This window comes from Spirosoma validum (genome assembly GCF_014699035.1).
Lineage (GTDB): Bacteria > Bacteroidota > Bacteroidia > Cytophagales > Spirosomataceae > Spirosoma > Spirosoma validum.
In genome coordinates this window covers 58,013-81,429 of the sequence record NZ_JACXAA010000007.1, presented here as the reverse complement: position 1 = coordinate 81,429, position 23,417 = coordinate 58,013, and the positions used below count along the sequence as shown (strand labels likewise).

The following is a 23,417-nucleotide window of genomic DNA, read 5'->3' as shown; positions in this document are numbered from 1 at the left end:
ATCAACTCAGGTTTCATTACGCATGGCAGATAACATTAAAACGGCGCTCATTACGGGCGGCTCAAAAGGCATTGGCTACGGCATCGCCGAAGTATTGATCAAAGACGGTATCCGGGTGGCAATTACCAGCCGCTCATCGGTAGCCGCCGAATTAGCTGCGAAAACACTCAATGAACTAAAAGACGGCTATGCGCTGGGCATTGCCGCCGACGTCCGTGACCTGGCATCGCAGCAAAAAGCCATTGACGCGATAATCGAACAGTGGGGACGGCTTGATTACGTAATAGCCAATGCAGGCGTTGGTCATTTTGCGCCCATTCAGGAACTGACCCCCGAACAGTGGCACGAAACCATCGATATCAACCTGACCGGCGTATTCAATACAGCTAAAGCGACTATCGACGCGCTGAAAAAATCGGAGGGGTATTTCATCACGATTGCGAGCCTGGCAGGCACAAACTTCTTTGAAAAAGGAGCGGCCTATAACGCCAGTAAATTCGGGCTGGTGGGTTTCACACAGGCCATTATGCTCGACCTGCGGAACGAAGGCATCAAAGTAACGACGATTATGCCGGGTTCGGTTGCTTCTTATTTCAACGACCATCAACCCAGCGAAAAAGACGCCTGGAAAATACAGCCTGAAGACATTGGCCAGATCATCGTGGATCTGATCCACATGCCCGCTCGTACGTTGCCCAGCAAGATTGAGGTTCGCCCGACGAAGCCGGGTGGTAAATAGCTGGTGATTCAGGTAGGGTGTTTTACTTAATGACTTAGTTTCAGTAATTTACGTGCTGATGTCAACTAAGCACCAACATGAGAAAAAACACCCTATCCCTATCAATGTTATTGGCCTGGCTGGTGGTGAGCACTACGTATGCTCAAACGAAGCTAGTTGAGAAAGTTGAGCGAAAAGCAAATGAACTGATCATTCCCTACGAAAAGTACGTACTCCCCAATGGTCTGACGTTGATCGTCCATGAAGACCATTCTGATCCGGTCGTTCACGTCGACGTTACGTACCATGTCGGGTCGGGCCGCGAAGAAATCAATAAGTCGGGGTTTGCCCATTTCTTCGAGCACATGATGTTTGAAGGGTCTGACAATGTGCCGAACGGGTCAATGGACAAAATTATTACGGGCGGTGGTGGTAGCTTAAATGGCAGCACCAATCGGGATCGTACCAATTATTACGAAACCATACCCAGCAACTTAGTCGAAACGGCGCTGTGGATCGAAGCCGATCGGATGGGCTTTTTGCTGGACGCCGTTACGCAGAAAAAGTTTGAGATTCAGCGGGCCACCGTCAAGAACGAACGGGGACAGAACTATGATAACCGGCCTTATGGGCTGGTTGGTGAATATACGGCCAAGAATCTGTATCCGTATGGTCACCCGTATTCCTGGCTCACCATTGGCTACATTGAAGATCTGAATCGGGGTAGTCTGGACGATCTGAAAAACTTTTTTCTACGCTGGTATGGTCCTAACAACGCCGTGTTGACGGTTGGTGGTGACGTCAGCACCAAACAAATCGTACAACTGACGGAAAAGTATTTCGGGTCGATACCGAAAGGGCCAGACGTAACGAAAACCATCGTACCCGCCGTTTCGCTGAGCCAGAATCGCTACGTATCGTACGAAGACAACATCCGTTTTCCGATGCTGTATGTCACGTATCCGACCGTTCCCCGCTTTCACCCCGATGAAGCATCACTGGATGCGTTGGCGCAAATTCTGGGTGGTGGTAAAACGTCGCTGCTCTACAAAAACTTTATCAAAACCAGTAAGGCCGTCATGGCAAACGCTGGCCATCCGGCATCTGAATTAGCGGGTGAGTTTTCGTTTGCGATCCAGTCATTTCCAGAGATGCGGCTGGATAGTATCGATAGGATGCTACGCCAGACGCTAACGGAATTCGAAAAACGGGGCGCAACCGACGATGATATTGCTCAGTTCCGGGCTACGCGTGAAGCGGAGATTATCAAAGAATTGTCGAGCGTTGATGGGAAGGTATCGCAGTTAGCGTCTTTTCAGACGTTTGCCCCTACGGCCAATTACCTGCCGCAAGAGCTAAAACGTTATCAGTCAGTGACGAAGGCCGACGTAATGCGGGTTTATAACCAGTACATCAAAGGCAAACACGCTGTTGTGCTGACGGTTTATCCGAAAGACAAAAAAGATATTGTTACGCAACCAGATAATTATACCGTTTCGACCGCCGGTTATCAGGCGCCTGACTACGGCTACAAAAATCTGGTTTATGCGAAAGCCAGGGATTCGTTTGATCGCACGAAAAAGCCCGCACCCGGTCCTAATCCCGCGGTAAAAGTGCCCCCATTCTGGACCGACAAGCTGCCAAACGGTCTAAAATTAATTGCGGCTAAAAACGACGAAGTGCCAACCGTAACGATGCTGCTGACGGTAAAAGGTGGTCATTATTTATCCGCTAAAGACCTATCGAAAGCGGGCATTGCGCAACTAACGGCATCGATGCTCAACGAGGCCACGGAAAAATACACGACCGAGCAGTTGAATACGGAGCTGGAAAAGCTAGGCAGCAGCATTCAGGTCTATGCACGGGCGGAGGACATCGGAGTAATTATTGAATCGCCGAAGAAATCGCTGGACGCTACGTTGGCGTTAGTCGAAGAAAAATTGTTTCACCCGAAGTTTGCGACTGAGGATTTTGATCGGCTGAAAAAGCAGCAGTTAGAAGGCATTGCTAACCAGGGAACCCAACCGGTCGTGATTGCCAACAAAGCCTATAACAAGCTATTGTACGGCACCGATAACATTCGATCCATTCCGACCAGCGGTACGACTAAAACAGTACAGAGTCTAACGCTGGATGATGTGAAAGCATTTTACCGCGCCAATTTCTCTCCTTCGGTAACTAATCTGGTCGTTGTCGGTGATATCGACCAGGCGTCTCTGAAACCCAAACTAACTTTTCTGAATAAATGGGCACCGAAGCCCGTGAGCCTGCCGAACGTAACGGTGAAACGGAACATTGATAAGACGCGGATTTATCTGGTAGACAAAGAGAAAGCAGCTCAGTCGCAAATTCGGATTGGCTACGTGACGGACCTGCCCTACGATGCAACGGGCGACTACTACCGAACAAAACTGGCGAACTATATGCTGGGTGGCGACTTTGTTAGTCGCCTGAATATGAAACTGCGGCAGGAGAAAGGCTGGACTTACGGAGCGGGGTCTTCGTTTACCAGCACCCGAAATCCGGGACCATTTACAGCATCGGCGGGGGTCAAAGCGGCCGCTACGGATAGCTCAGTGGTGGAGTTCATGAAGGTTATTACGGATTACGGTAAAAGCGGCATCACGGATGATGAATTGGCGCTCACAAAAAGTTCGATTGGTCAGCGCGACGCGTTACGGTATGAAACGCCCCTTCAAAAAGCGTATTTCCTGGGTGAAATTATCGAGTATGATCTGCCCAGAAATTTTGTCGATCAACAGAGCGCCATTCTCAAGAACATAACCAAAGCGGAAATCAACGCCATCGTGCAGAAACGCCTGCCCGCCAGCAACATGATCATTACGGTTGTAGGCGATAAGGCTTTGGTCAAACCAGGCTTGGAACGCTTAGGCTACGAGGTTGTCGAGTTAGATAAAGAAGGAAATCCGGCGACTGCTACGTCTGCTACGCCCCCGGCTAAAGCAGGATCGTCGAGCGGGAGTACTCCGGCCGTAAGAAAAAAGTAGAGTAACTGGAATGCTCAGAAAAAACGATTACGTCGAGGCTGGTTCTAGGAAAGGACCAGCCTCGAATTGCTTTCGGGCAGTAAAGGCAGCCTGACAATAAAGTGGCCATTCGTGTCGGTGATGATTGGCTCGGGTTGATTAAGCAGGCGATACTTAGTCGTGATATTGGATAAACCTACCTGGTTCGAAGCCATACGAACGCTCTTGAGCTGAAGATTATTCTGGACCCGCAGCCAGCCCTCCGGCGTTGTGTCGATTGTAATCTGTAATGGCTGAGTAGCCTGTACCCGATTGTGTTTCACCGCGTTTTCAACCAGCAGTTGTAACGTTAGCGGTGGCAAAAATTGCGTACGGTATTCGGGGGTTACGTCAATCGTGAGCCGGACACCTTGCTGGTGGCGTGTCTTCAGGAGATAATAATACGACTCAATAAAAAATAACTCTTTATCGAGCGTAGTCAGATTGCCTTCGTTGGTTTGCAACAGATACCGGTACACTTTTGCTAGTTCATCGACGAACTGTTCGGCCTGTTTTGGTTCCTCACTGATCAGCGAAGACAGCGAATTCAGGCTGTTGAACAGGAAATGAGGATTTACCTGATTTTTCAATACGTCGAGCTGATTCAAGAGGGCTTCGCGTTTATAGGCTTCGGCTTGCAAACTGTTCTCCCGCCACTTGGTAAGTGTATAATACAGTTCATACATACACAGGGAAATAATGTTTGAGCCGAGACCAATCCAGAAAATGGTTATCTGAGCCGATGGGGTGGGGTAGAAGTTAAAAAACGGTATAGCCTGGTAGAGATAGAACGAGCTGAACTCGGTTACAAGTGTCAGGAAAAAGAAGACCGGAAATTCCAGAACCATACGTTTGGGCGTTTGCGAAACCTCCGGGTACCGATTGGTAATCGAACGGATAATGGCCGTTTGACCCACTAACAAAAAAAGACAAATTAGATAAGCGCTGGTGGAAGCGGTCAGGAAAATACGCCAGTCTTCGAAATAACGTGTTCCCAGCCAGACGTAATTGCCCAGTGGAACCGTCCATGAAACTAAACCCAGAAAGATCCAGATACTCTGCGTCGGTACGTTAATCAGCGGAAGTGCGAAAAGCCGACGGAACAATTGTGTCATAGAGGAGAAGCACCGATTGCACGACTCAGACAAATGTTTTCAGTTAGTCCTAATCGTTGACAACAGGTGCTAATATCCGCAATTATTTTAATGGAATCAATAATGTACGGTGCGTGGTGTCGAGTTTGAGAACCCGACACCACTAGTCAACTAGACTATAATTCGGCGAAAAGCTTGATGATTTCTTCATTACCCTGCTGATTTGCCAGGTCGAGGGCAGTCAATCCTCGACCATCACGGATTGACGTATCGGCGCCGTGGTCGAGCATAATTTTGATTAACTGATTTCGGCCAAACAACGTAGCGAACATAAGCGCTGTGCTGCCATTTCCGTTTTGCAGATTCAGGTCGGCGCCGTGTTGAATCAGCAATTCGGCAATTTCGCCGTAGCCTTTAAAACAGACACCCATTAAGGCTGTGTTGCCGGCAATATCCTGATTATTCACGTTAGCCCCGGCATCCAGCAAACGTTGTGTTGCGTCCAGATGGCCGTCGTAGGCGGCTAAAACCAACGGCGTGAAGCCCTTGTCGTTTTTTATATTAATGTCAATCCCACTGTCAATAAGTTGATTAAGATGAGTGACATCACCCTTGCGGGCTGCGTCGAAAAGTAAATCTTCGGGTTTTGCTGAATAGAACGACATAACTGTGTGAAGGTATTTTGAACGTAACAATCAAAATCGAATTCTGGCTTTTAAAAATGCCTGGATTACTGACAAATGACAAAATAACCGATTCTAGTGGATGGATACGTCAATATACGGATTTAGCTAACGGATTGGTGCACTCGACCCCCAAAGAAGTATGGGTGGCTGATATCGCTCAGAAGACAGCCGCACTGGCTCGGTTGCAGCAGTGGGCTAAGCGGGCGGGTAAACTATTACAGTAGTAGTGAATTAATCCACATTTTTTTTGACGCGCAAGTGTCTTTCTATCAGTCTGATATGGCCAGACTGAATAAAGATGCTCGTGAGCTATGGCATGGATGGTTGTGCCCGTAAAAACGGTTCTGCTGGTAGCGGCTTAAGGAATATTCATGCCCCTCTGTGCTGATTGGGCACACATCAGCCATTGCTTTTTCTAAGGGTTTGGTTTGGAGGTGCACTGCAATAACTCCTATAAACTCAACTCTGCACTGTATAAAATTTACTCAATTTTATTGCCTGAAAGGCTTCCAACTGCTCCAGCCGGGCTAGATAGCTTTCCCGAATACCCTGGTAATGTTTGAGCAACTGAGCCCGTAAGGAAGCATTTTTAATTGTGCTTTGGGTTCGTATAATTAACATTTCCATCTGTAGAATGTATGACTGAGTCAACTTAATCTGTTGTTGGTTCATAGCCAGTGACCGCTGACCAAGGGCTTGAAGGGATTCTGTTAGAACAAGCTTCTTACGTGGTGGCCTGGTAACTGTGTTCTTCTGTTGGGTTTTAGTTTCCGGTAAAGGCAACGCACGCCCTAACTCAGTTGCTGTATGGAGAGCAGGGGCAGCCGGGTTGCTGTCAAGCATAGGCTTACCAATCGAATTATACAGATTAATCAATCGAGTTTGATCCGCGGGTGAGGTCGACTCGACAAACCGGGCAGCTACCGCAAAGACGTACCGTTCCAAAAGATCCGGTAAAGAATTGTTCGGTGTCATCTGTTTATCAGTTAAGGGAGGTAAATATAAAGTAATTGTTTAAGCAGTTATGAGGGTGACAGCGTCGTTAACAGGCCTAGGGTCTGCGCATGCTGATTCACTCGATTCAAGCGGGCAGTATGATCGATGAGCTTCTGGTAACTGGCCTGGCTAGAGGGGGATGGTTCAGCATCCCCCATCTCTAAAAGCAAACTTTCTATCTGCCGCTGCATATCGTCCATCAAGTGCTCCAGATGGCCGAGTGGACACTGACTAACTGGTATTGGCTGGATGAGAGGAATACTCTGTCGTATCCTGTAGGTGGCCAGTTGCTGGTAGTGCTGATAAAAAGTACTTACCGCCTGGACCCAATCGGTTAGGATAGCAGTGCAGATGGAGCTATCGTAGGTTTTTGGAGCTGTTTTGTAGAAAGGGTGCGGCATACTACTAATTTGTTGAACCTTTTTTAGTAAATGGTTACCAAAGATTAAACAAAACTTTATTCATACAAATAGTATCATATAAATAAATTATTTTAAAAACTCATGGGTCTCGTTAGCTAACTGGAGAGGGCTTTTTTTGTATTTTGGGTAACAAATTCATGAAACGAATCATGAAAACACGAAGCGAAAAAACGCGCGAGTTAACAATCCATGTGAGAATAGAGGCACTTTTTTATACGTCAAATAAACACAACCTGGTCAAAGCAGTTAGCTATGACAATATGCGTTTTGGCTATGACACAAGCGACTGAAAATCCGCAGAGTATACAAACACGCTGCTGTATTGTTGGTGGAGGCCCGGCCGGTATGATGCTGGGCTTTCTGCTGGCACGATCTGGCGTCGACGTAGTGGTTTTAGAAAAACATAAAGACTTTCTTCGGGATTTTCGTGGGGATACCATTCATCCATCGACGCTGGAACTGCTGGTTGAACTGGGTTTACTGGACGATTTTCTTCAACTGCCCCATCAGGAGCTTAATTCTGTAAAAATTACCTCTGACGGCCAGACCGTACCCATCGCCGACTTTGCGCATCTGCCCACGCACTGCAAGTTTATTGCGTTCATGCCCCAATGGGATTTCCTGAATTTTATTGCCGATAAGGCCAAACAGTATCCGTCGTTTCAGCTGCGTATGGAAACCGAAGCGATCGACCTGATTGAAGAAAATGGAACGATTACGGGCGTGAAGGCCAGTACACCGACCAATGAATTGGTAATCAAAGCCGACCTGGTTGTGGGCACCGACGGACGACGTTCTATTATTCGGGACAAAGCAAAACTGCCTGTTCAGGATTTTGGCGTTCCGATTGATGTACTCTGGATGCGAATTCTTAAAGATCCGGCTATTGGCGAGCAGTCGCTGGGGTATCTGAAAGCGGGCAAATTCATGGTACTCATCGACCGTCGCGATTATTTTCAATGCGGTTTCCTAATCCCCAAAGGCCAGTACAAGACAATTAAACAGCGTGGGCTATCAGCTTTACAGGCCGATATTCTGGACCTGGCTCCCTTTGTTGGCGACTATATAAACGAATTGGATTCGTGGGATAAAATCAGCCTGCTGACTGTTAAAATTGACCGACTGCGCCAATGGTACAAGCCGGGATTACTTTGCATTGGCGATGCTGCTCATGCCATGTCGCCTGCGGGTGGAGTAGGGGTTAACCTGGCAATTCAGGATGCTGTTGCCACCGCGAATCAGTTGGCCGTTCCGCTGCAAAAGGGGCCTGTATCAACGGATCTGTTAGCCCGGATTCAGCGTCGGCGATTGTGGCCCGTGCGGGTAATTCAGGCAGGGCAGATTTTCGCCCATCGCCGATTGATCAATGCCTCATCGACCCGTCCCACAGGCTTTCCGCCGTATCTACTCTGGTTGTTCAGGCATTTGCCTGTACTTCGACGATTACCGGCTCGCTTGGTTGGTATGGGGCCGCGCCCTGAACATATCCGGACAGGGGAAAAACAGATGGAAATGTCCAGATAAATAATCGAGCAACACTAGGATATAATACGATCCCGCTGGGGTGAAATGTTTATAGAACTAATGATTTGTATAAACTTTTGGCCCCAGCAGGGTCGTACCGAACTGATTAATGGCGTAAACTAAAATTATCTACTTCACTGCTTTGATCTCCTGGCCATCACGGATTTCTTCGGACGCTTTTTTGACGATGGTCATGCCCGGTTGTACGTCGCCGAATACTTCAACCAAGCTATCCAGTACGTTCCCTTTCTGCACCGATACCCACTGCGCCCGGTTGTCGTTCACCTTAATCAGGAACATTTTTTCGCTGGAACTGACAACAGCTGTTGTTGGCACAAACATCGTTTTCGCAGTACGTTCAATAGGCATCTGTACGTCGGCATACATACCCGCTTTCAGTTCATGCGATGCATTGGGTACGTCGAACTCCGCCATCATGGCACGATTTGCTTCGACCAGACTCTGCGCCGACCGGGCGAGCTTTGCGTTGAACTGACGATCAGGCATGGCATTGACGGTAAACGAAACCGAACTTTTCTGTGGCAACTGATTCGCAAACGTTTCGGGAATGGCAACGGTCAGACGTAACGTGTGGCTATCTTCCAGAACGAACAGCGGTTTGCCGCTATCGCCCGCGCCGACTAACGCACCGGGGCTAATATTCCGCTCAATCACGATGCCATCGAAGGGAGCTGTAATTGTTAGATATTGACGTAATTCATTTTTAGCCTGATAGTTCGAGCGGGCGGCCTGTATCGTTCCACGGCTCATGGCGACCATCGCACTGTCTGACTGCATTTTCGCCTGTGCCTGATCGATTTCGTTTAGCGAAACCGCTCCTTCCATTTTTGCCGTCTGAAGCAACCGCTGGTACATCAGCCGACTGGCCCGAGCGCGCGCCGTTTGTTCCACCAGATTGGATTCCTGCGCCTGCACCTGCGCCTGCGCCTGACTGAGTTCCGAAATAACTTCGGGTGCATCAAGCCGGGCCAGCACTTGTCCTTTGCGCACCATCGTACCCCGGTCAACCGAAATATCGCGCACAAACCCTTTCACTTTGGCGTACATATTGACCCGATTCCAGGGCTTTAGTTCTCCCGGTAGCGTAACACGCTTGCTGGGTTGGAGTGCCTGTACCGTTGTGATACCAACCTGTTGCACTTCGGGTTCTTTCGCGCCTGTTTTATGATCACTGCTGGCTGATGAGCAGCCATTTAGGACAGTCGTGACACTGACAATTCCGATCAAGTTTAAAAGCGATTTCATATCGATACTGATTAACTATCTAAAGATTGACTTACAGGCTGTGGCTCAGTTCCTGCTGTTCCTGATGATAAAATTTGCTTTCGGGATCTTCAGGATCGAGCGACACGGATTGGGTGGTCGCTTTCGCCTGGAGCTGGGTGAAGACGCAGGGAAGAATCAGTAGAGCCGCCAGCGTCGACGCGATCAGACCGCCGATAACGGCCTGACCCAGTGGAGCAATCTGGTCACCACCTTCGCCTAATCCCGACGCCATTGGTACCATCCCGGCAATCATGGCAATACTGGTCATCAGAATCGGTCGAATCCGACTGTTAGCCGCCAGAACAGCTGCCTTACGTGTGTGCCCGATTTCCAGGCGTAGATTTTCCGCATTCGTCACCATCAGAATCGCGTTGGCCACCGACACGCCTACGGACATAATCAGTCCCATGTACGATTGCAGATTCAACGTAGCACCACAGGCCAGGAGCATTAATAGAGCTCCGGCAACCACGGCCGGAATAGCGGCCAGAATCACCAGCGATAATTTAAACGATTGATAATTAGCGGCCAGCAGCAGGAAAATAATCACAATGGCAACCAGCAGACCCGTTTGCAAGCTGCTCAGCGTATCCGTTAGCAGGTTAGTTTGTCCACCCATTTCGACAAGGACTCCTCGTGGTGGTTCGCCGACTTCCTTAATGGCATTCTCAACGGCTTTTTGGGCCGTACCCAAATCTTTCTTCTGCAAATTGGCCGTGATCGTTACCAGCCGGTTTGGGCCGGCGCGATCATATTCTCCCGGTGCGGTTCCTTCTGAAAACGTCGCTACGTCCGACAGGAGCGGGTGCATTTCGCCACTCTTCAGCGGAATATTGCCGATGTCGTTAGCACTGCTCATTTGGTATTCCGGAATCTGAACCTGCACCTGATAGGCCAAGCCTTTTGACTCATCGAGCCATAAGTTTTTATCCGTAAACCGACTCGACGACGTAGCGGCCACCATCGAGCGGGCGACCTGGGTGGACGTAACGCCCAGTTGTCCAGCCCGTTCGCGGTTCATCGTTACGTTCAGCACGGGGTACGCCAGCGGTTGAGCGACCTGCACGTCGCGCAGGAAGTCAATCTTCGTCATCCGTTCCCGAATCTTATTGGCAAATCGGCCCGCTTCGCTCAGGTCTTTAGCCGCCACCGTCACCTCGATCGGCGTCGAAGCCCCCTGACTCATGATTTTTTCGGTCAGCTCAATCGGCTCGAAGGAGATGCTGGCATTCGGCAGAGCTTTGGCAATACGTTCCCGAAGCTCTTCCTTCAGATCGTCCATTAGTACAGGATGTTCTTCATTCAGCGACACCTGCAAAACGGCTTCGTGCGGGCCGCTGTTGAACACGAAAATGTTCGATGTACCGTAGCTGGACGGAACCGTACCGACATAAGCCGATGAGATTTCTACGTTATCTTTCCCGACCGCTTCTTTAATAATATCCAGCACTTTCAACGTAGCCATTTCGGTCCGTTCGACCCGCGTACCATCGGGAATCCGCAGGCGCATCTGAAACTGATGACTGTTGCCGTGCGGCAGAATATCCGTACCGATCACCCGAAAACACACGACAATAATCGCCAGACTTCCAATTAGATAGCTTCCCACAACCAGGCCGCGCCGGTTCAGGATTTTTTCGAGGGTAGCCGTGTACCGTTGTTTGAATTTTTCGAACCCCTTTGCATCCTTAACTGGGCGCTCGTCCTCAATCATATGCCGTTCCTGAGCGTCGAGTGCCAGCGTTGGCGCTTCATGTGTCGGATGACTTTTCAGCAACCAGTTGGCCATCACCGGAACGAACGTCTGCGAGAGCAGGAATGACGCAATCATGGCGAAACCAACCGAAAGCGACAGGGGTAAGAACATCGAACGTGGTACGCCACTCATCACGAACGCGGGCGCAAACACGGCCAGAATTGCCAGCAGAATCAGGAATTCGGGGAAGACGATTTCCTTACAGGCGTCCCAGATCGCCACGGCTTTGGGCTTCCCCATTTCCAGATGCTGGTGAATGTTCTCGATCGTTACCGTCGCCTGGTCGACTAGAATCCCAATGGCCAGTGCCAGACCGGATAGTGTCATGATGTTGATGGTCTGTCCGCACAGGTTCAGCATGATGACTGCCGACAGAATCGAGATTGGAATCGTGACAACCACGATGATCACACTACGCCAGTCGCGGAGGAAAAGCAACACCATCAGACCGGTCAGCACAGCACCCAAAATACCTTCCGTCGTTAAGCTTTTCAGGGCGTTTGTTACGTAGACCGACTGATCGAATTCGTAGGAGATTTTGACGTCTTCCGGCACTGCCGCCTGGAGTTCAGGCATCGCTTTTCGGATGTTGTTCACGACATCCAGTGTCGAAGCATCTGACTTCTTTACCACCGGAATGTAGACCGCCCGACGACCATTGACCAGCGCGTAACTTACCGTTACGTCGGCGCCATCTTCGACCGTACCAATATCCCGAACGAACACCGTTGGGCCGGAACCAACCCGAATCGGAATGTTCAGAAAATCTTCCGGCCGTTTTACCAGTGAGTTGACCGGCGTCATTAAGGTCTTATCGCCAATGCGAATGTTGCCGGCAGGGGAGGGCTGGTTGTTGGTCACGATGGATTTAATGACCTCTTCTGGTGTCAGCTGATAACTACGTACCAATTGCGGATTTACTTTGATAATGACTGTTCGCTGGTTTCCACCAAATGGCGGTGGGCTCGACACACCCGGAATTCGGGAGAACATCGGCCGCACCCGCGAGGACGCGTAATCCTGAATTTCGTTCAGCGAGCGACTCGGACTTTCAAACACCAGTTGCCCCACCGGTACCGAACTCGCATCAAACCGGACGACCTGGGGCGGCACGGTGCCTTCCGGCATGTACGCTTTGGCTCGTGATACGTTGTTCGCGACCTCAGCCGCAGCCTGCGCCATGTCGGTTCCGGGATAGAACGAGAGCTTGATCAACGACAGACCCTGAATGGTTTTTACGTCAATGTCGCGGATTCCCGATACGTAGAGAAAGTGGTCCTGATAACGGGTAGCAATGAAGCCATCCATCTGATCAGGAGCCATACCGCCATAAGGCTGCACGACGTAGATCGTAGGCAAATCGAGATTCGGGAAAATATCGACCGGAATGGTGAAGAGCGACATCACCGAAAAAAAGAGGAGACCCATAACCGCCACAACTACCGTAATGGGTTTTCGAAGCGCAGAGCGAATGATGTTATACATAGTTTTTAGTCGTTAGTGCTGTCAGACGGTCGACCGCAGCCGTTGTCAAGCCTGGCCACACGTAAGCGAATACCTTAGTTTACCTGATTCATAAACACCGACAAATCTCCCTCCGCGGCCGATTTTAGGAGCAGAAAGCGCCAGACATTACTGATCGCTACGTAGCCATCAACTTCGGCGCGATTCAACGTAACGACGCTTTGGAGTAGCGTAGGCAGATCGGTCAAACCACTTTCGTAGCGTGATTTAGCCTGGTTATAGGCTTGCCGGGCAGCCCGTAACTGAATGGGGGCCTGCCGGGCCTGCTCTAAAGCGACCTGATATTGTGTTTCAGCTTCCTGATACTGACGGGTGATCTGGAGTCGCTGCGTATTGAACAACTGCCGCGACCGCTCAACCTGAAACTGATCGGCCCGGTAATCCTGGTGGGCACGTAGCAGATTCGTTAGATTCCAGCGGGCAACAAGGCCGAACAGATAATTACCCACCTGATAGCCAAGCCCGTTAATCTGGTTGTTTAGAAAAACATCGCCCTGATTGGAAAAGCCTGAGCCGCGGGCATTGCCTACGCCCACGAGCGAGATAACCGGCATACCCGATCGTTGGGTCGCCAAGCTTCGGGCCGCCGATAACGTGATCTGCGACTGAAACAAACGTAACGTTGGGTTCCTGGGTGAAAGCGAATCAGACAGGAACGTACCATTCGGGAGTGAGGTGTAAAACCGCATACTATCGACCTGCATACCACTCTGAAGTTGCCCCGCCAGTTCAGAAAGTCGCAAACGTTGCACCTGCTCCCGCTGCTGGCTTTCGAGCAGGAGCAACCGGGCCCGAACGGCTTCGGCGGTGGCCAGCGCACTATCGACGCCCGCCCGCATGCCCGAGCGGACTCCCGAGTCGACCACGCGCTTGAACGTCTGCGCCCGATCCAGATTACTCTGCTGAATCTGAACGAGTTTCTGGTTGATCAGCAAAAGCAGATACGCATCAATCGTGCGGACCTGATGCTGAAAAATCTCGTTTTCATAATCGACCTGACTACGCTGTAATTCCGCTTTTGCTACATTTACACTGGCTTTTATTCGCCCGAACGTAATGGCCCGCCACTCGATGGACGCGCTGGTGAAACTCCCAAAACTGGCTTGTGAAATAGCTACGGGCCGAACGCCCCCCGAGGTGGAGATCGTTACGGCTTCGCTCGGGAAGAACGATCCGTTCAGGCTGTTGCTGGTAGCGTAATTGTACTGATGCTGCAATTGCATGATTGGCAGCCGTTCTGTCTGGCTGGCCTGTACGCGTCGTTCGGCACTGCTCACTTCGGCCTGCTTGGATTTCAGAAACGGATACTGCCGAACACTCTGTTCGAGAACCTGATTGAGGCTCAGCGATTGTCCTACAACCTGCGTCGTGAATAAACCGGCCCCCAGCAGGTGCAGCCAGACCATTTTGTTACGTCGTCCACGGCTTGTGACTTTTTGGACAACATAAGGATAACGTGCTTGCTTCATCGACTCCAACCTGACCAACCTTTTGTTTCCGTACGATCAAGTGTTCACAAAACACGAACTCAATTCTGGAAACATTTTGGAAAACAGGTTTTCAACAGAAGATTCGGTGGGCATTTTATTGTTTACTCTTACTATTCGCCAAAGCAGTAAGTCGAGGTCGAAGCGTTCTTTTAGTGGAGTTTTGTATCGGTAGAGTGTATAAAAAATAGACTTAAGTTCATAAAAATTGAGCAATTAACCTTTTTTTTGTAGTTAATTCCTTGGGGTGTCTCATTATAGATGCGAAAATTCTGTTTGCTTTTTTTTTGTTTTTTGGTAAATTATAGTTTAGAGGCTCAACCAACAACTGATAGCATCGTTGACTTCTGGTCGGCAGTAACACCTACTAAACAATACCCCGCTGACCCCAGAAAAACTGAGCAGTTAATACGGTGGTGTCAGCAAGATACGCCACCAACGGACCTGCCCTGCCCACCAGACCCGAACTGGAGCGGCCCGAACTGGTTATATGCTGCGCTGCAAAGCCAGCTTACTGCCACGATAACCTGCAACGAACGACGGCTGCGTCTGTTCGAATCACGGATCGGAACTGCCCACGATGGCCGCTATCTGGCAGAGCTGATTCTACGGGCTTCTTATTACGCCATTCGCAGTGAGTACACAACGGCACGGCGCTATGGTCAGCAAGCTGTCCGGCTCGCCGATTCACTGCAAACGTTGCAAGGCTGGGCCAGGGTTGTTCAGTCACGCATTCTTTTCAGGCAGGAATCAAATCTCCCGCTGGCCTATTCGATGCTCAATCAGGCGCTGGAGTTGAGCCGCCAGCAGCACGATCCTTATCTGGAAGCGAATGCGCTTTCGGTATTGGGTCAGATCAATCGACGAATTTATTTCGGAGCCTCGCTCAAGGCGCTTCCCTACCATCAGGCTGCCCTGCAAATCGGTATAGCTCAACGGGACACCATGCTGATCGCGCAGGAAACCTTACTGCTGGCGTTTAATTACGAAGATGCCGGGCGATTCGATCTGTTCATCGAACACGCGCTGCAACTGATTCCGCTGACGGAGGCTAAGCATCTGCCTCGGATCAGCGCCTGGTTAATGGTACTGGCCAGCCAACGGACGCCGATCGGATCGGTTGCGATTCGGGAAGCGCTCATACAAAAAAGTACGCAGTACTCCAGGTTGACGGGCGAAATCTTCCAGTTAGAACAGGCCTATTATGCTTTGTATGATATATTCATGGAAAATAGCCGGACTGATGAGGCCAGGCAGGTAGCGTTACGTATTGATTCGCTAAACCGGCTCACGGCTTCGCATCGGGCTTATTCTCCATCGACAAATCTGCTATGGTACCAACTTGCCAAACGAAAAGGCGATAAAACAAGCGCGTTGGCTTATCTGGAAAAAGAATATCAAACCGTAAGCCAGCGCTACCAGACCCAGAATGCCGCTGCTCTCTCGCAGTGGGAAGCCATTTTTCATACCGAAGAGCAGGCCATATTACTAAAACAGCGTGACCAGCAGTACACGTATCTGATCATCGTGATCGGCCTGGTAACCCTGCTGCTGCTGACAACGGCGGTGGCCCTGTATTTCCAGAATAAAAGCAAACGGGCCGTTCGGCGACAAATGGTACTAACCGCAGCGCAAGCCGACCAGTTACGTCAGGTCGATGCATTGAAAGGTCAGTTTTTTGCCAACGTATCGCATGAACTGCGGACTCCGTTGACCCTGATTCTGGGACCGCTTGGTAGCCTTCTGAAAAAATCCGGGACCGGCGATCAGAATGGAGAGCTTCTCCGGACGGCGCATCAGAGCGCCCGACGGCTCCTTGAGCTGGTGAACGAAATCATGGACCTGACCAAACTCGAAGCGGGTAAGCTGGAGGTAACGAACGAGCCGGTAAATCTACACACGCTCATGAGCCGGATCGTGGCTAATTTTACGTCACTGGCTCACCAGTCAGGGGTTGACCTTGAGTTGCGGTTTGACACGGATACGACGTTGACGGTAGAATTAGATCTTAATAAGTTTCAGAAAATACTGGATAACCTGCTGATCAATGCGTTCAAATTTACGCCGTCGGGGGGACGTATTTGTGTGAACGTAACGGACTCACCGGGTCAGATTCATATCAAAGTTAGTGATACGGGGCGGGGTATTTATCCGAACGACCTACCGCACGTCTTCGATCGGTATTTCCAGACCAAGCAACCCGGTTCGCCGAGTGAGGGCGGTACAGGTATCGGGCTGGCCCTGTCGGCGGAGTTTGCCAAATTACTGGGTGGTCAGTTGCTGGTAGATAGCCAGTGGCAGCAGGGCACTACGTTCTATCTGGACATTCCTAAACGCATCGTACCAGCCGAAGTAACCGAATCGGTTGCCCTGGGAGAACCTGATGAACTGGCCATCTTTCCGATTCAGGGGATGACGGTTCCGGTCAGTAGCCAGCCAGATAACAGACGGGCTACTCTTTTACTGGTAGAAGATGATGTTAGTCTGCGTAATTACCTGACAGCGATTCTCCAGCCTATCTATACCGTTATAGCGGCCCAGAATGGGCGGGAGGCTCTCGATCAGCTCAGTACGTTATCGACCCTGCCTTCGCTGATTATTTCCGATCTGATGATGCCGGTAATGGACGGCTTTCAATTGCTGGAAACGCTGAAACAAAGTGATACGTATCGACACATTCCGGTGGTGATGCTGACGGCCCGTGCCGATAAAACCGATAAACTTCAGGCGCTGCGGCTGGGCGTAGATGATTACTTACTGAAGCCCTTCGATGAGGACGAATTGACGGCCCGCGTGACGAATCTGCTCACGCATAGGCAGCAACGCCATGCGCTGGCTCCCGTTGGCACGAACGTTACCGAAGAGCCAGGGCCTGTACCAATTGTGTCGAGCGTGGATGTGGCGTGGCTGGAACGGCTGGAGCAGCATACCCAGGAGCAGTTAGTCCAGTTTGATCTGACGGCCGATCAATTGGCCGATGCCATTTCGGTAAGCCGGAGTACGTTATTCCGGGAAATCAAACGACTGACGGGCCTCACCCCGGCTCAGTACATCACCGAAGCCCGTTTACAGTACGCCCGTACCCTGCTGGAAAATCGGCGGGTATCCTCGGTGAAAGAAGCGGCCCATCAAGTGGGCCTGCGACAGACCAAACATTTCTCCATCACCTTCAAAAGCCGCTTCGGCAAACTACCCTCCGATTACCTGTAGGGGCAGCGTGCCCACTTTAGCGACGGCCGCTTCTGACTAGAAGCGGCCGTCGCTGTTTACGGACTACCGGCAGGCCGAATGGTTGTTTGCTACGGGAATGGACGCCGTTTGGTTTGCTCCTTCAGGCTCCTGAGACGCTCATGTACCTATCTTGACACGCTGATATACCCTCTGATACGTCTGTATACCCAGATTGACACCCCGATGACCCGGGTGAATCCTATTTTTGTGTCCGTTCGTTGCTGAGTTTTTGACGCCCAATCAGACAACCGCCTGCTGGCTAACCGGCTCCCTATTTAGACTCATTATCCATGGTTCACCCTTCCTCTGTTGACCATCTCACCGGCTGCACCAGTCACGGGTGTGGTCGGTGGATGGCGGCCCCCTGGTCTGACATCAATCCAGGAGTTGATTAATCATTACGTTATCTCAACCTCTTTATGCGCCTACTTACCTACTGTGTTCTGTGGATACTCTTCAGCTATTTATTGTGGCTAAACGGACTGAATGTAAACGTCCTCACCAGTCCGAACCACACGACTACGTCCACGACCTATACACTAACGGGGAAGAACCGTATTGCCTGTGAGCCCAAAAATAAGCGTATACGGAAACGGAATAAGCTCACCCAAATCAACGCCCAGCTCACCAGCGACTCTATGACGCGACTGCGAACCAACACTCCCTAAGCGTAGCGACAACCACGATATCACCTTGAATTTATTTCCTATTTAAAACCAAATCTGCTTATGCACACTTTTTTTACCCAATCAATTTATCCACCCCGTTTCGGTAACCGTCTGTGGCTGTTGGGGGTACTGCTCTTGCTGGCTAGTATTCGTTTAACGCAAGCTCAGCAGATCACGACTGCGGCTGGTGGCAACGGACTAGGCCCCGCGGCTAATCAGCTATATTATCCAAGAGGTATATTTGTGGATGGCTCGGGCAACATGTATGTCGCGGATTATAGTAATCACCGTATCCAGAAGTTTCCTCCCAACTCAACTTCGGCCACTGTGGGTACTACCGTAGCGGGGGGCAACGGCGCGGGATCGGCGGCTAATAAGTTGGACTCACCAAGCAGCGTGTTTGTGGATGGCTCGGGCAATATGTATGTATCGGATATGTATAATAACCGTATTCAGAAGTTTCCTCCCAACTCAACTTCGGCCACTGAGGGTATCACTGTAGTGGGTAGCAGCGGACAACTGTCTTATCCATATTGTGTATTTGTGGATGGTTCAGGCAACATGTATGTCGCAGATTATTATAATCACCGTATCCAGAAGTTTCCTCCCAACTCAACTTCGGCCACTGTGGGTACCACTGTAGCGGGGGGGGACGGCGCGGGATCGGCGGCTAATCAACTGAATCGTCCGAGCAGCGTATTTGTGGACGGCTCAGGCACTATATACGTAACCGATCAGGCTAATCAGCGTGTCCAGAAGTTTCCTTCCAACTCGACTTCAGTCACTGATGGTATTACCGTAGCGGGGGGCAACGGACTGGGCTCAGCGGCTAATCAACTAAATACACCATACTATGTATTTGTAGATAATTCGGGCAATATATATGTTGCGGATTTTAACAATAACCGTGTCCAGAAATTCCCCTCCAACTCGACTTCGGCCACTGAGGGTACTACCGTAGCGGGGGGCAACGGCGCGGGATCGGCGGCTAATCAATTTAGAAATCCAAGTAGTGTATTTGCAAACGGCTCAGGCACTATGCATGTAGCCGATCAGAATAATCACCGTGTCCAGAAGTACATTTTAGCCACACCAGCACCCGTCATCGTGAGTCAACCCGCAGCCAGTTCGGGCGTATGCGTGGGGAGTACCGTGACCGCCCAGGTTAGTGCTACAGCTACGCAGGCCATCACCTACCAGTGGTACAAAGACAATCTGAGTTCACCCGTTACCGGGCAAACCAGTGCTACGCTCACCCTAAGCAATGTGCAACCGTCAGCCGCGGGCAGCTACTCGGTTGTGGTTACGTCAGGTGGGCAAAGTGTTACGTCTACCGCTTTTGCGCTAAATGTCACCGCCCAGCCCATGGCGAGTCTGGCAACCAGCGGTAGCCTGAATTGCTCAGTGAGCAGCGTGACGTTGACGGCGGGGGGGGGCAATACATATGCCTTCAGTGGGCCGGGCATCGTCAGTAGTAACCCAGCCTCGGGCACCGCCATCGTTAGCGTAGCGGGTACCTACTCGGTAACAGCCACCACCGGCAGTTGCTCCAGCACCACCACGGTGACGGTAGCGGGTGATCAGGCTTTGCCGACGGTGAGTCTAGTGGCCAGTGGCAGCCTGACCTGCACCAATACGAGCGTTACCCTGACGGCTTCGGCCCAAAAGGTATCCCCCCTGCCCAGCATGAGCTATCGCTTCAGTGCGGGTGCTACCCAGATCAATAACGGCCCCACAGCTACGGTTACGACGGCGGGCATCTACTCGGTAACGGCCACAGGGGTCAACGGCTGTAGCCAGGTGGCTTCTACCACCGTCACGGGCAGCACCACGCCACCCGTGGCGAGTCTAGTCGCTAGTGGCAGTCTGACCTGTACCAATACTAACGTAACGTTGACCGCTACGGGGGGCACGACCTATGCCTTCAGCGGTCCGGGCGTGGTCAGCAGTAATCCAGCCTCGGGCACCGTCCTGGTTAACGTAGCGGGTACCTACTCGGTGACGGCGACGACCGGCAGTTGCTCCAGCACGGCCAGCGTCACAGTGACCGGCGATCAAACGCCACCCACGGCCAGCCTGGAAAATTATGACGTACTCACCTGCTCGACCACCAGCGTCACACTGACGGCATCAGGCGGCACGAGCTACCGATTCAGTGCAGGCGCTACGCCGACGGGGAATGGATCGATGGCGACGGTCAGCTCGCCCGGCGATTATTCGGTCACAGTCATTGGGGCCAATGGTTGCTCGAGTGTGGCCTCTACCACCGTCATCCAGGATGTGAGTGCGCCCAGTGCGATTCTGTCCAACAATGGCCCCCTGAACTGTTCAGTCAGTAGTGTAACGTTAACAGCCTCGGGCGGCTCCGTGCAACAGTTCAGCACGGGGGCCACTCCCAACGGTGATGGCTCAACGGCCCTGGTGACCACGGCAGGCGTTTACTCCGTAACAGTTGTCGGCAAAAATGGCTGTTCGAGTGTGGCCTCCACCACCGTCACGGGCAGCACCACGCCACCCGTGGCGAGTCTGGTAACCAGCGGCAGCCTGACCTGCTCGGTAAGCAGCGTGACGTTGACGGCGGGGGGTGGCATTACGTATGCCTTCAGCGGTCCGGGTTTGGTTAGCAGCGATCCGGCTTCGGGTACGGCTCTCGTGAATACAACGGGCACCTACTCAGTGACGGCCACCAGCGGCAGTTGCTCCAGCACGGCCACCGTAACGGTGATGGGTGATCAGGCGCTACCCACCGTGAGTCTGGTGGCTAGCGGCAGCCTGACCTGCTCGGTGACCAGCGTGACGCTGACGGCTTCGGCTCAGAAGGTAATCCTGCCCGACTTTACGTATGTCTTCAGTTCAGGCGCCACTCCGATCGGCAACGGTCCTACCGCCACGGTGAGTGCACCGGGTGAGTATTCCGTGACAGCCATTGGCCCCAACGGCTGTAGCCAGGTGGCCTCCATCACCGTGACAGGGGATCAAACCCCACCCACCGCCAGTCTGGATAACGACGGGCCGCTGACCTGTACCAAAACCAGTGTAATCTTGACAGCCGCTGGTGGCACTACCTATCAGTTCAGTACCGGGGCTACCCCCTTTGGTGATGGATCAACCGCCACGGTCACCACCCAGGGAAGCTATTCGGTGACGGTTACAGGGGCCAATGGCTGCACGGCCACTAGCACTACGGTTGTTGGACAAAACACGGACTCTCCCCAGGTGAGCCTGGCTAATGATGGTCCGCTCAGCTGCGATCAGCCCACGGTAACTCTGAGCGCGCAGGCCCGGCTTGCCCCCAATCGGGTGACGCCCACGGGTTCGCTGCGTCAGGCGGCTCCTACGCTGTTCACCTACGTGTTCAGCAATGGGGCCACGCCCACGGGAGATGGCTCATCGGCCACCGTCACCACGGCGGGTATCTACTCGGTGACGGCCCTTGGCGAGAACGGCTGTTCAAACGTAGCGTCGACGACGGTGACGGGTAATACTATCCCACCGGTAGCGAGTCTGGTCGCTAGTGGCAGTCTGAACTGTTCAGTAAGTGAGGTAACGCTGAGCGCCACGGGTGGTGCTACGTATGCCTTCAGTGGTCCGGGCGTGGTCAGTAGTGATCCGGCTTCGGGTACGGCTCTGGTCAATGTAGCCGGTACCTATTCGGTGACGGCCACGACCGGCAGCTGTTCGAGCACAGCCACCGTAACAGTGATCGGTGATCAGGCTCTACCGACGGTGAGTCTGATCGCTAGTGGCAGCCTGACCTGTAGCACCACCAGCGTCACGCTGACCGCTTCGGCTCAGAAAGTACTTACGCCTGACTTTACCTATGTCTTTAGCTCGGGAGCCACTTTGATCGGCAACGGCCCCACGGCCACGGTGAGTACACCGGGTGAGTATTCGGTGACGGCCCTTGGCCCCAACGGCTGTAGCCAGGTGGCCTCCACCACCGTCACGGCCGATCAGAAACCTCCTCTGGCGAGTATGAATAACGATGGGCCGCTGACCTGCGCTAAAACCAGTGTGACCTTAACGGCCTCAGGCGGCACTACCTATCAGTTCAGTGCCGGGGCTACCCAGGTGGAAACTGGACCGACGGCCAAGGTATCTAGTGCGGGCGTGTATTCCGTCACGGTGATCGGTACCAATGGCTGTAGCAGCGTAGCTTCCACGACCGTTGCCGATGCCTCTTCGCCCATCAATATTACCGCTCAACCCGCTAGCGTGAGCCTCACCGCGGGCCAGACGGCTCGCTTCAGCGTGAGCGCCGACGGCAGTGGACTGAGCTACCAGTGGCAGCTTGACTCAGGCAGCGGCTTTGTCGATCTGACCAACGATGCCACGTATGCCGGAGTCAGCTCGGCCACGCTCAGCATCGCCAACACCACCACGGCCTTGAGCGGGCAGACCTATCGGGTAGTGGTCAGCAGTGGTGTCTGCTCAACAACCTCCACGCTGGCCACCCTGACGGTGAATCGACTAATGCCGGACCTGATTCCGCTGCTGTACGCCCGTCCGACACTTATGTACGGAACCACCGATATGAGTGTGGTGGTCGATGTGGTGGAACAGAATGGGGTAGCCAGTAACGGCTTGATCACCCTGCGCATCACCCAGGACGCCAAACTGAGCTTGAGTTTGCCCGCTGACGCGACGACTATGGGCGGACGCGCAGTGACCAACCGGGTGTGGCAGTTAAGTGGTCCGCTGAATGGGTATTACACGCTGACGACCACGGAGCCCGTTCCAGCGGGCGACCGGCTGAGCGTGGGTCTGGTGGGCCGTTTCAGCGCGGGGTCCAGTTCGGGCAGTCTGACGGTGAGCTGTACGATGCTGGGGGGCAGCGGTGGTGAAGAGCGGGCCAACAACAACCTCGACGCCGACAAGATCGAATACTTCCAACAGTAATAAGCTGTTCATGAAAAAACAACGCTATGGGTTCTAACTAATTAGAATCCATAGCGTTGTTTTTTAGGGTCTATGTGTAAAATTCATCTATCAAAACGA

Annotated in this window: 14 protein-coding genes; 7 read left to right on the top strand and 7 right to left on the bottom strand. The window is 52.0% G+C overall.

The window, feature by feature from the left end:
• Window positions 1–22 precede the first annotated feature (22 nt).
• Together IC230_RS18930 and IC230_RS18925 are read left to right on the top strand one after the other, a co-directional pair.
• Window positions 23–739: an SDR family oxidoreductase gene (locus IC230_RS18930; RefSeq protein ID WP_191040615.1), complete on the top strand. Its 717-nt coding sequence runs from the start codon at window positions 23–25 to the stop codon at window positions 737–739.
• A gap of 77 nt (window positions 740–816) precedes the next feature.
• On the top strand, window positions 817–3,726 hold the full coding sequence (locus IC230_RS18925; protein WP_191040614.1) for a M16 family metallopeptidase: 2,910 nt from the start codon (window positions 817–819) through the stop codon (window positions 3,724–3,726).
• 44 nt (window positions 3,727–3,770) lie between these two features.
• On the opposite strand, the gene IC230_RS18920 is transcribed toward IC230_RS18925, so the two are convergent.
• Window positions 3,771–4,859: a sensor histidine kinase gene (locus IC230_RS18920; RefSeq protein WP_191040613.1), complete on the bottom strand. Its 1,089-nt coding sequence runs from the start codon at window positions 4,857–4,859 to the stop codon at window positions 3,771–3,773.
• 155 nt (window positions 4,860–5,014) lie between these two features.
• The gene (locus IC230_RS18915) at window positions 5,015–5,503 is read right to left on the bottom strand and encodes an ankyrin repeat domain-containing protein (protein WP_191040612.1); all 489 of its coding nucleotides are present in this window, start codon (window positions 5,501–5,503) and stop codon (window positions 5,015–5,017) included.
• A 56-nt stretch (window positions 5,504–5,559) separates the two neighbouring features.
• On the opposite strand from IC230_RS18915, the gene IC230_RS18910 reads away from it, so the two are divergent.
• On the top strand, window positions 5,560–5,748 hold the full coding sequence (locus tag IC230_RS18910) for a hypothetical protein (RefSeq protein WP_191040611.1): 189 nt from the start codon (window positions 5,560–5,562) through the stop codon (window positions 5,746–5,748).
• A 235-nt stretch (window positions 5,749–5,983) separates the two neighbouring features.
• On the opposite strand, the gene IC230_RS18905 is transcribed toward IC230_RS18910, so the two are convergent.
• Both IC230_RS18905 and IC230_RS18900 read right to left on the bottom strand, forming a co-directional pair.
• Window positions 5,984–6,499, bottom strand: a complete 516-nt coding sequence (locus IC230_RS18905) for a hypothetical protein (RefSeq protein ID WP_191040610.1) — start codon at window positions 6,497–6,499, stop codon at window positions 5,984–5,986.
• Between the two features lie 47 nt (window positions 6,500–6,546).
• A complete protein-coding gene (locus tag IC230_RS18900) occupies window positions 6,547–6,921 on the bottom strand; it encodes a hypothetical protein (RefSeq protein WP_191040609.1) in 375 nt (124 codons plus the stop codon).
• Between the two features lie 294 nt (window positions 6,922–7,215).
• On the opposite strand from IC230_RS18900, the gene IC230_RS18895 reads away from it, so the two are divergent.
• Window positions 7,216–8,466 (top strand): FAD-dependent oxidoreductase, encoded by a 1,251-nt coding sequence (locus IC230_RS18895; protein WP_191040608.1) that lies wholly within the window; start codon window positions 7,216–7,218, stop codon window positions 8,464–8,466.
• 129 nt (window positions 8,467–8,595) lie between these two features.
• Here the strand turns inward: IC230_RS18895 and IC230_RS18890 are convergent, their stop codons facing one another.
• From IC230_RS18890 to IC230_RS18880, 3 genes are all read right to left on the bottom strand, one after another.
• A complete protein-coding gene (locus IC230_RS18890; protein ID WP_191040607.1) occupies window positions 8,596–9,732 on the bottom strand; it encodes an efflux RND transporter periplasmic adaptor subunit in 1,137 nt (378 codons plus the stop codon).
• 31 nt (window positions 9,733–9,763) lie between these two features.
• On the bottom strand, window positions 9,764–12,994 hold the full coding sequence (locus IC230_RS18885; protein WP_191040606.1) for an efflux RND transporter permease subunit: 3,231 nt from the start codon (window positions 12,992–12,994) through the stop codon (window positions 9,764–9,766).
• A gap of 74 nt (window positions 12,995–13,068) precedes the next feature.
• The gene (locus IC230_RS18880) at window positions 13,069–14,502 is read right to left on the bottom strand and encodes a TolC family protein (protein ID WP_223860717.1); all 1,434 of its coding nucleotides are present in this window, start codon (window positions 14,500–14,502) and stop codon (window positions 13,069–13,071) included.
• 312 nt (window positions 14,503–14,814) lie between these two features.
• Between IC230_RS18880 and IC230_RS18875 the strand changes: the two genes are divergently transcribed.
• From IC230_RS18875 to IC230_RS18865, 3 genes are all read left to right on the top strand, one after another.
• Window positions 14,815–17,730, top strand: coding sequence for a response regulator (locus IC230_RS18875; protein WP_191040605.1), 2,916 nt, complete (start codon window positions 14,815–14,817; stop codon window positions 17,728–17,730).
• Window positions 17,731–18,170: 440 nt separating this feature from the next.
• Complete coding sequence (locus IC230_RS18870) at window positions 18,171–18,419, top strand: hypothetical protein (protein ID WP_191040604.1); 249 nt, start codon at window positions 18,171–18,173, stop codon at window positions 18,417–18,419.
• Window positions 18,420–18,479: 60 nt separating this feature from the next.
• Entirely contained in the window at window positions 18,480–23,318 is a 4,839-nt protein-coding gene (locus IC230_RS18865; protein WP_191040603.1) for an immunoglobulin domain-containing protein, read from the top strand.
• Window positions 23,319–23,417 lie beyond the last annotated feature (99 nt).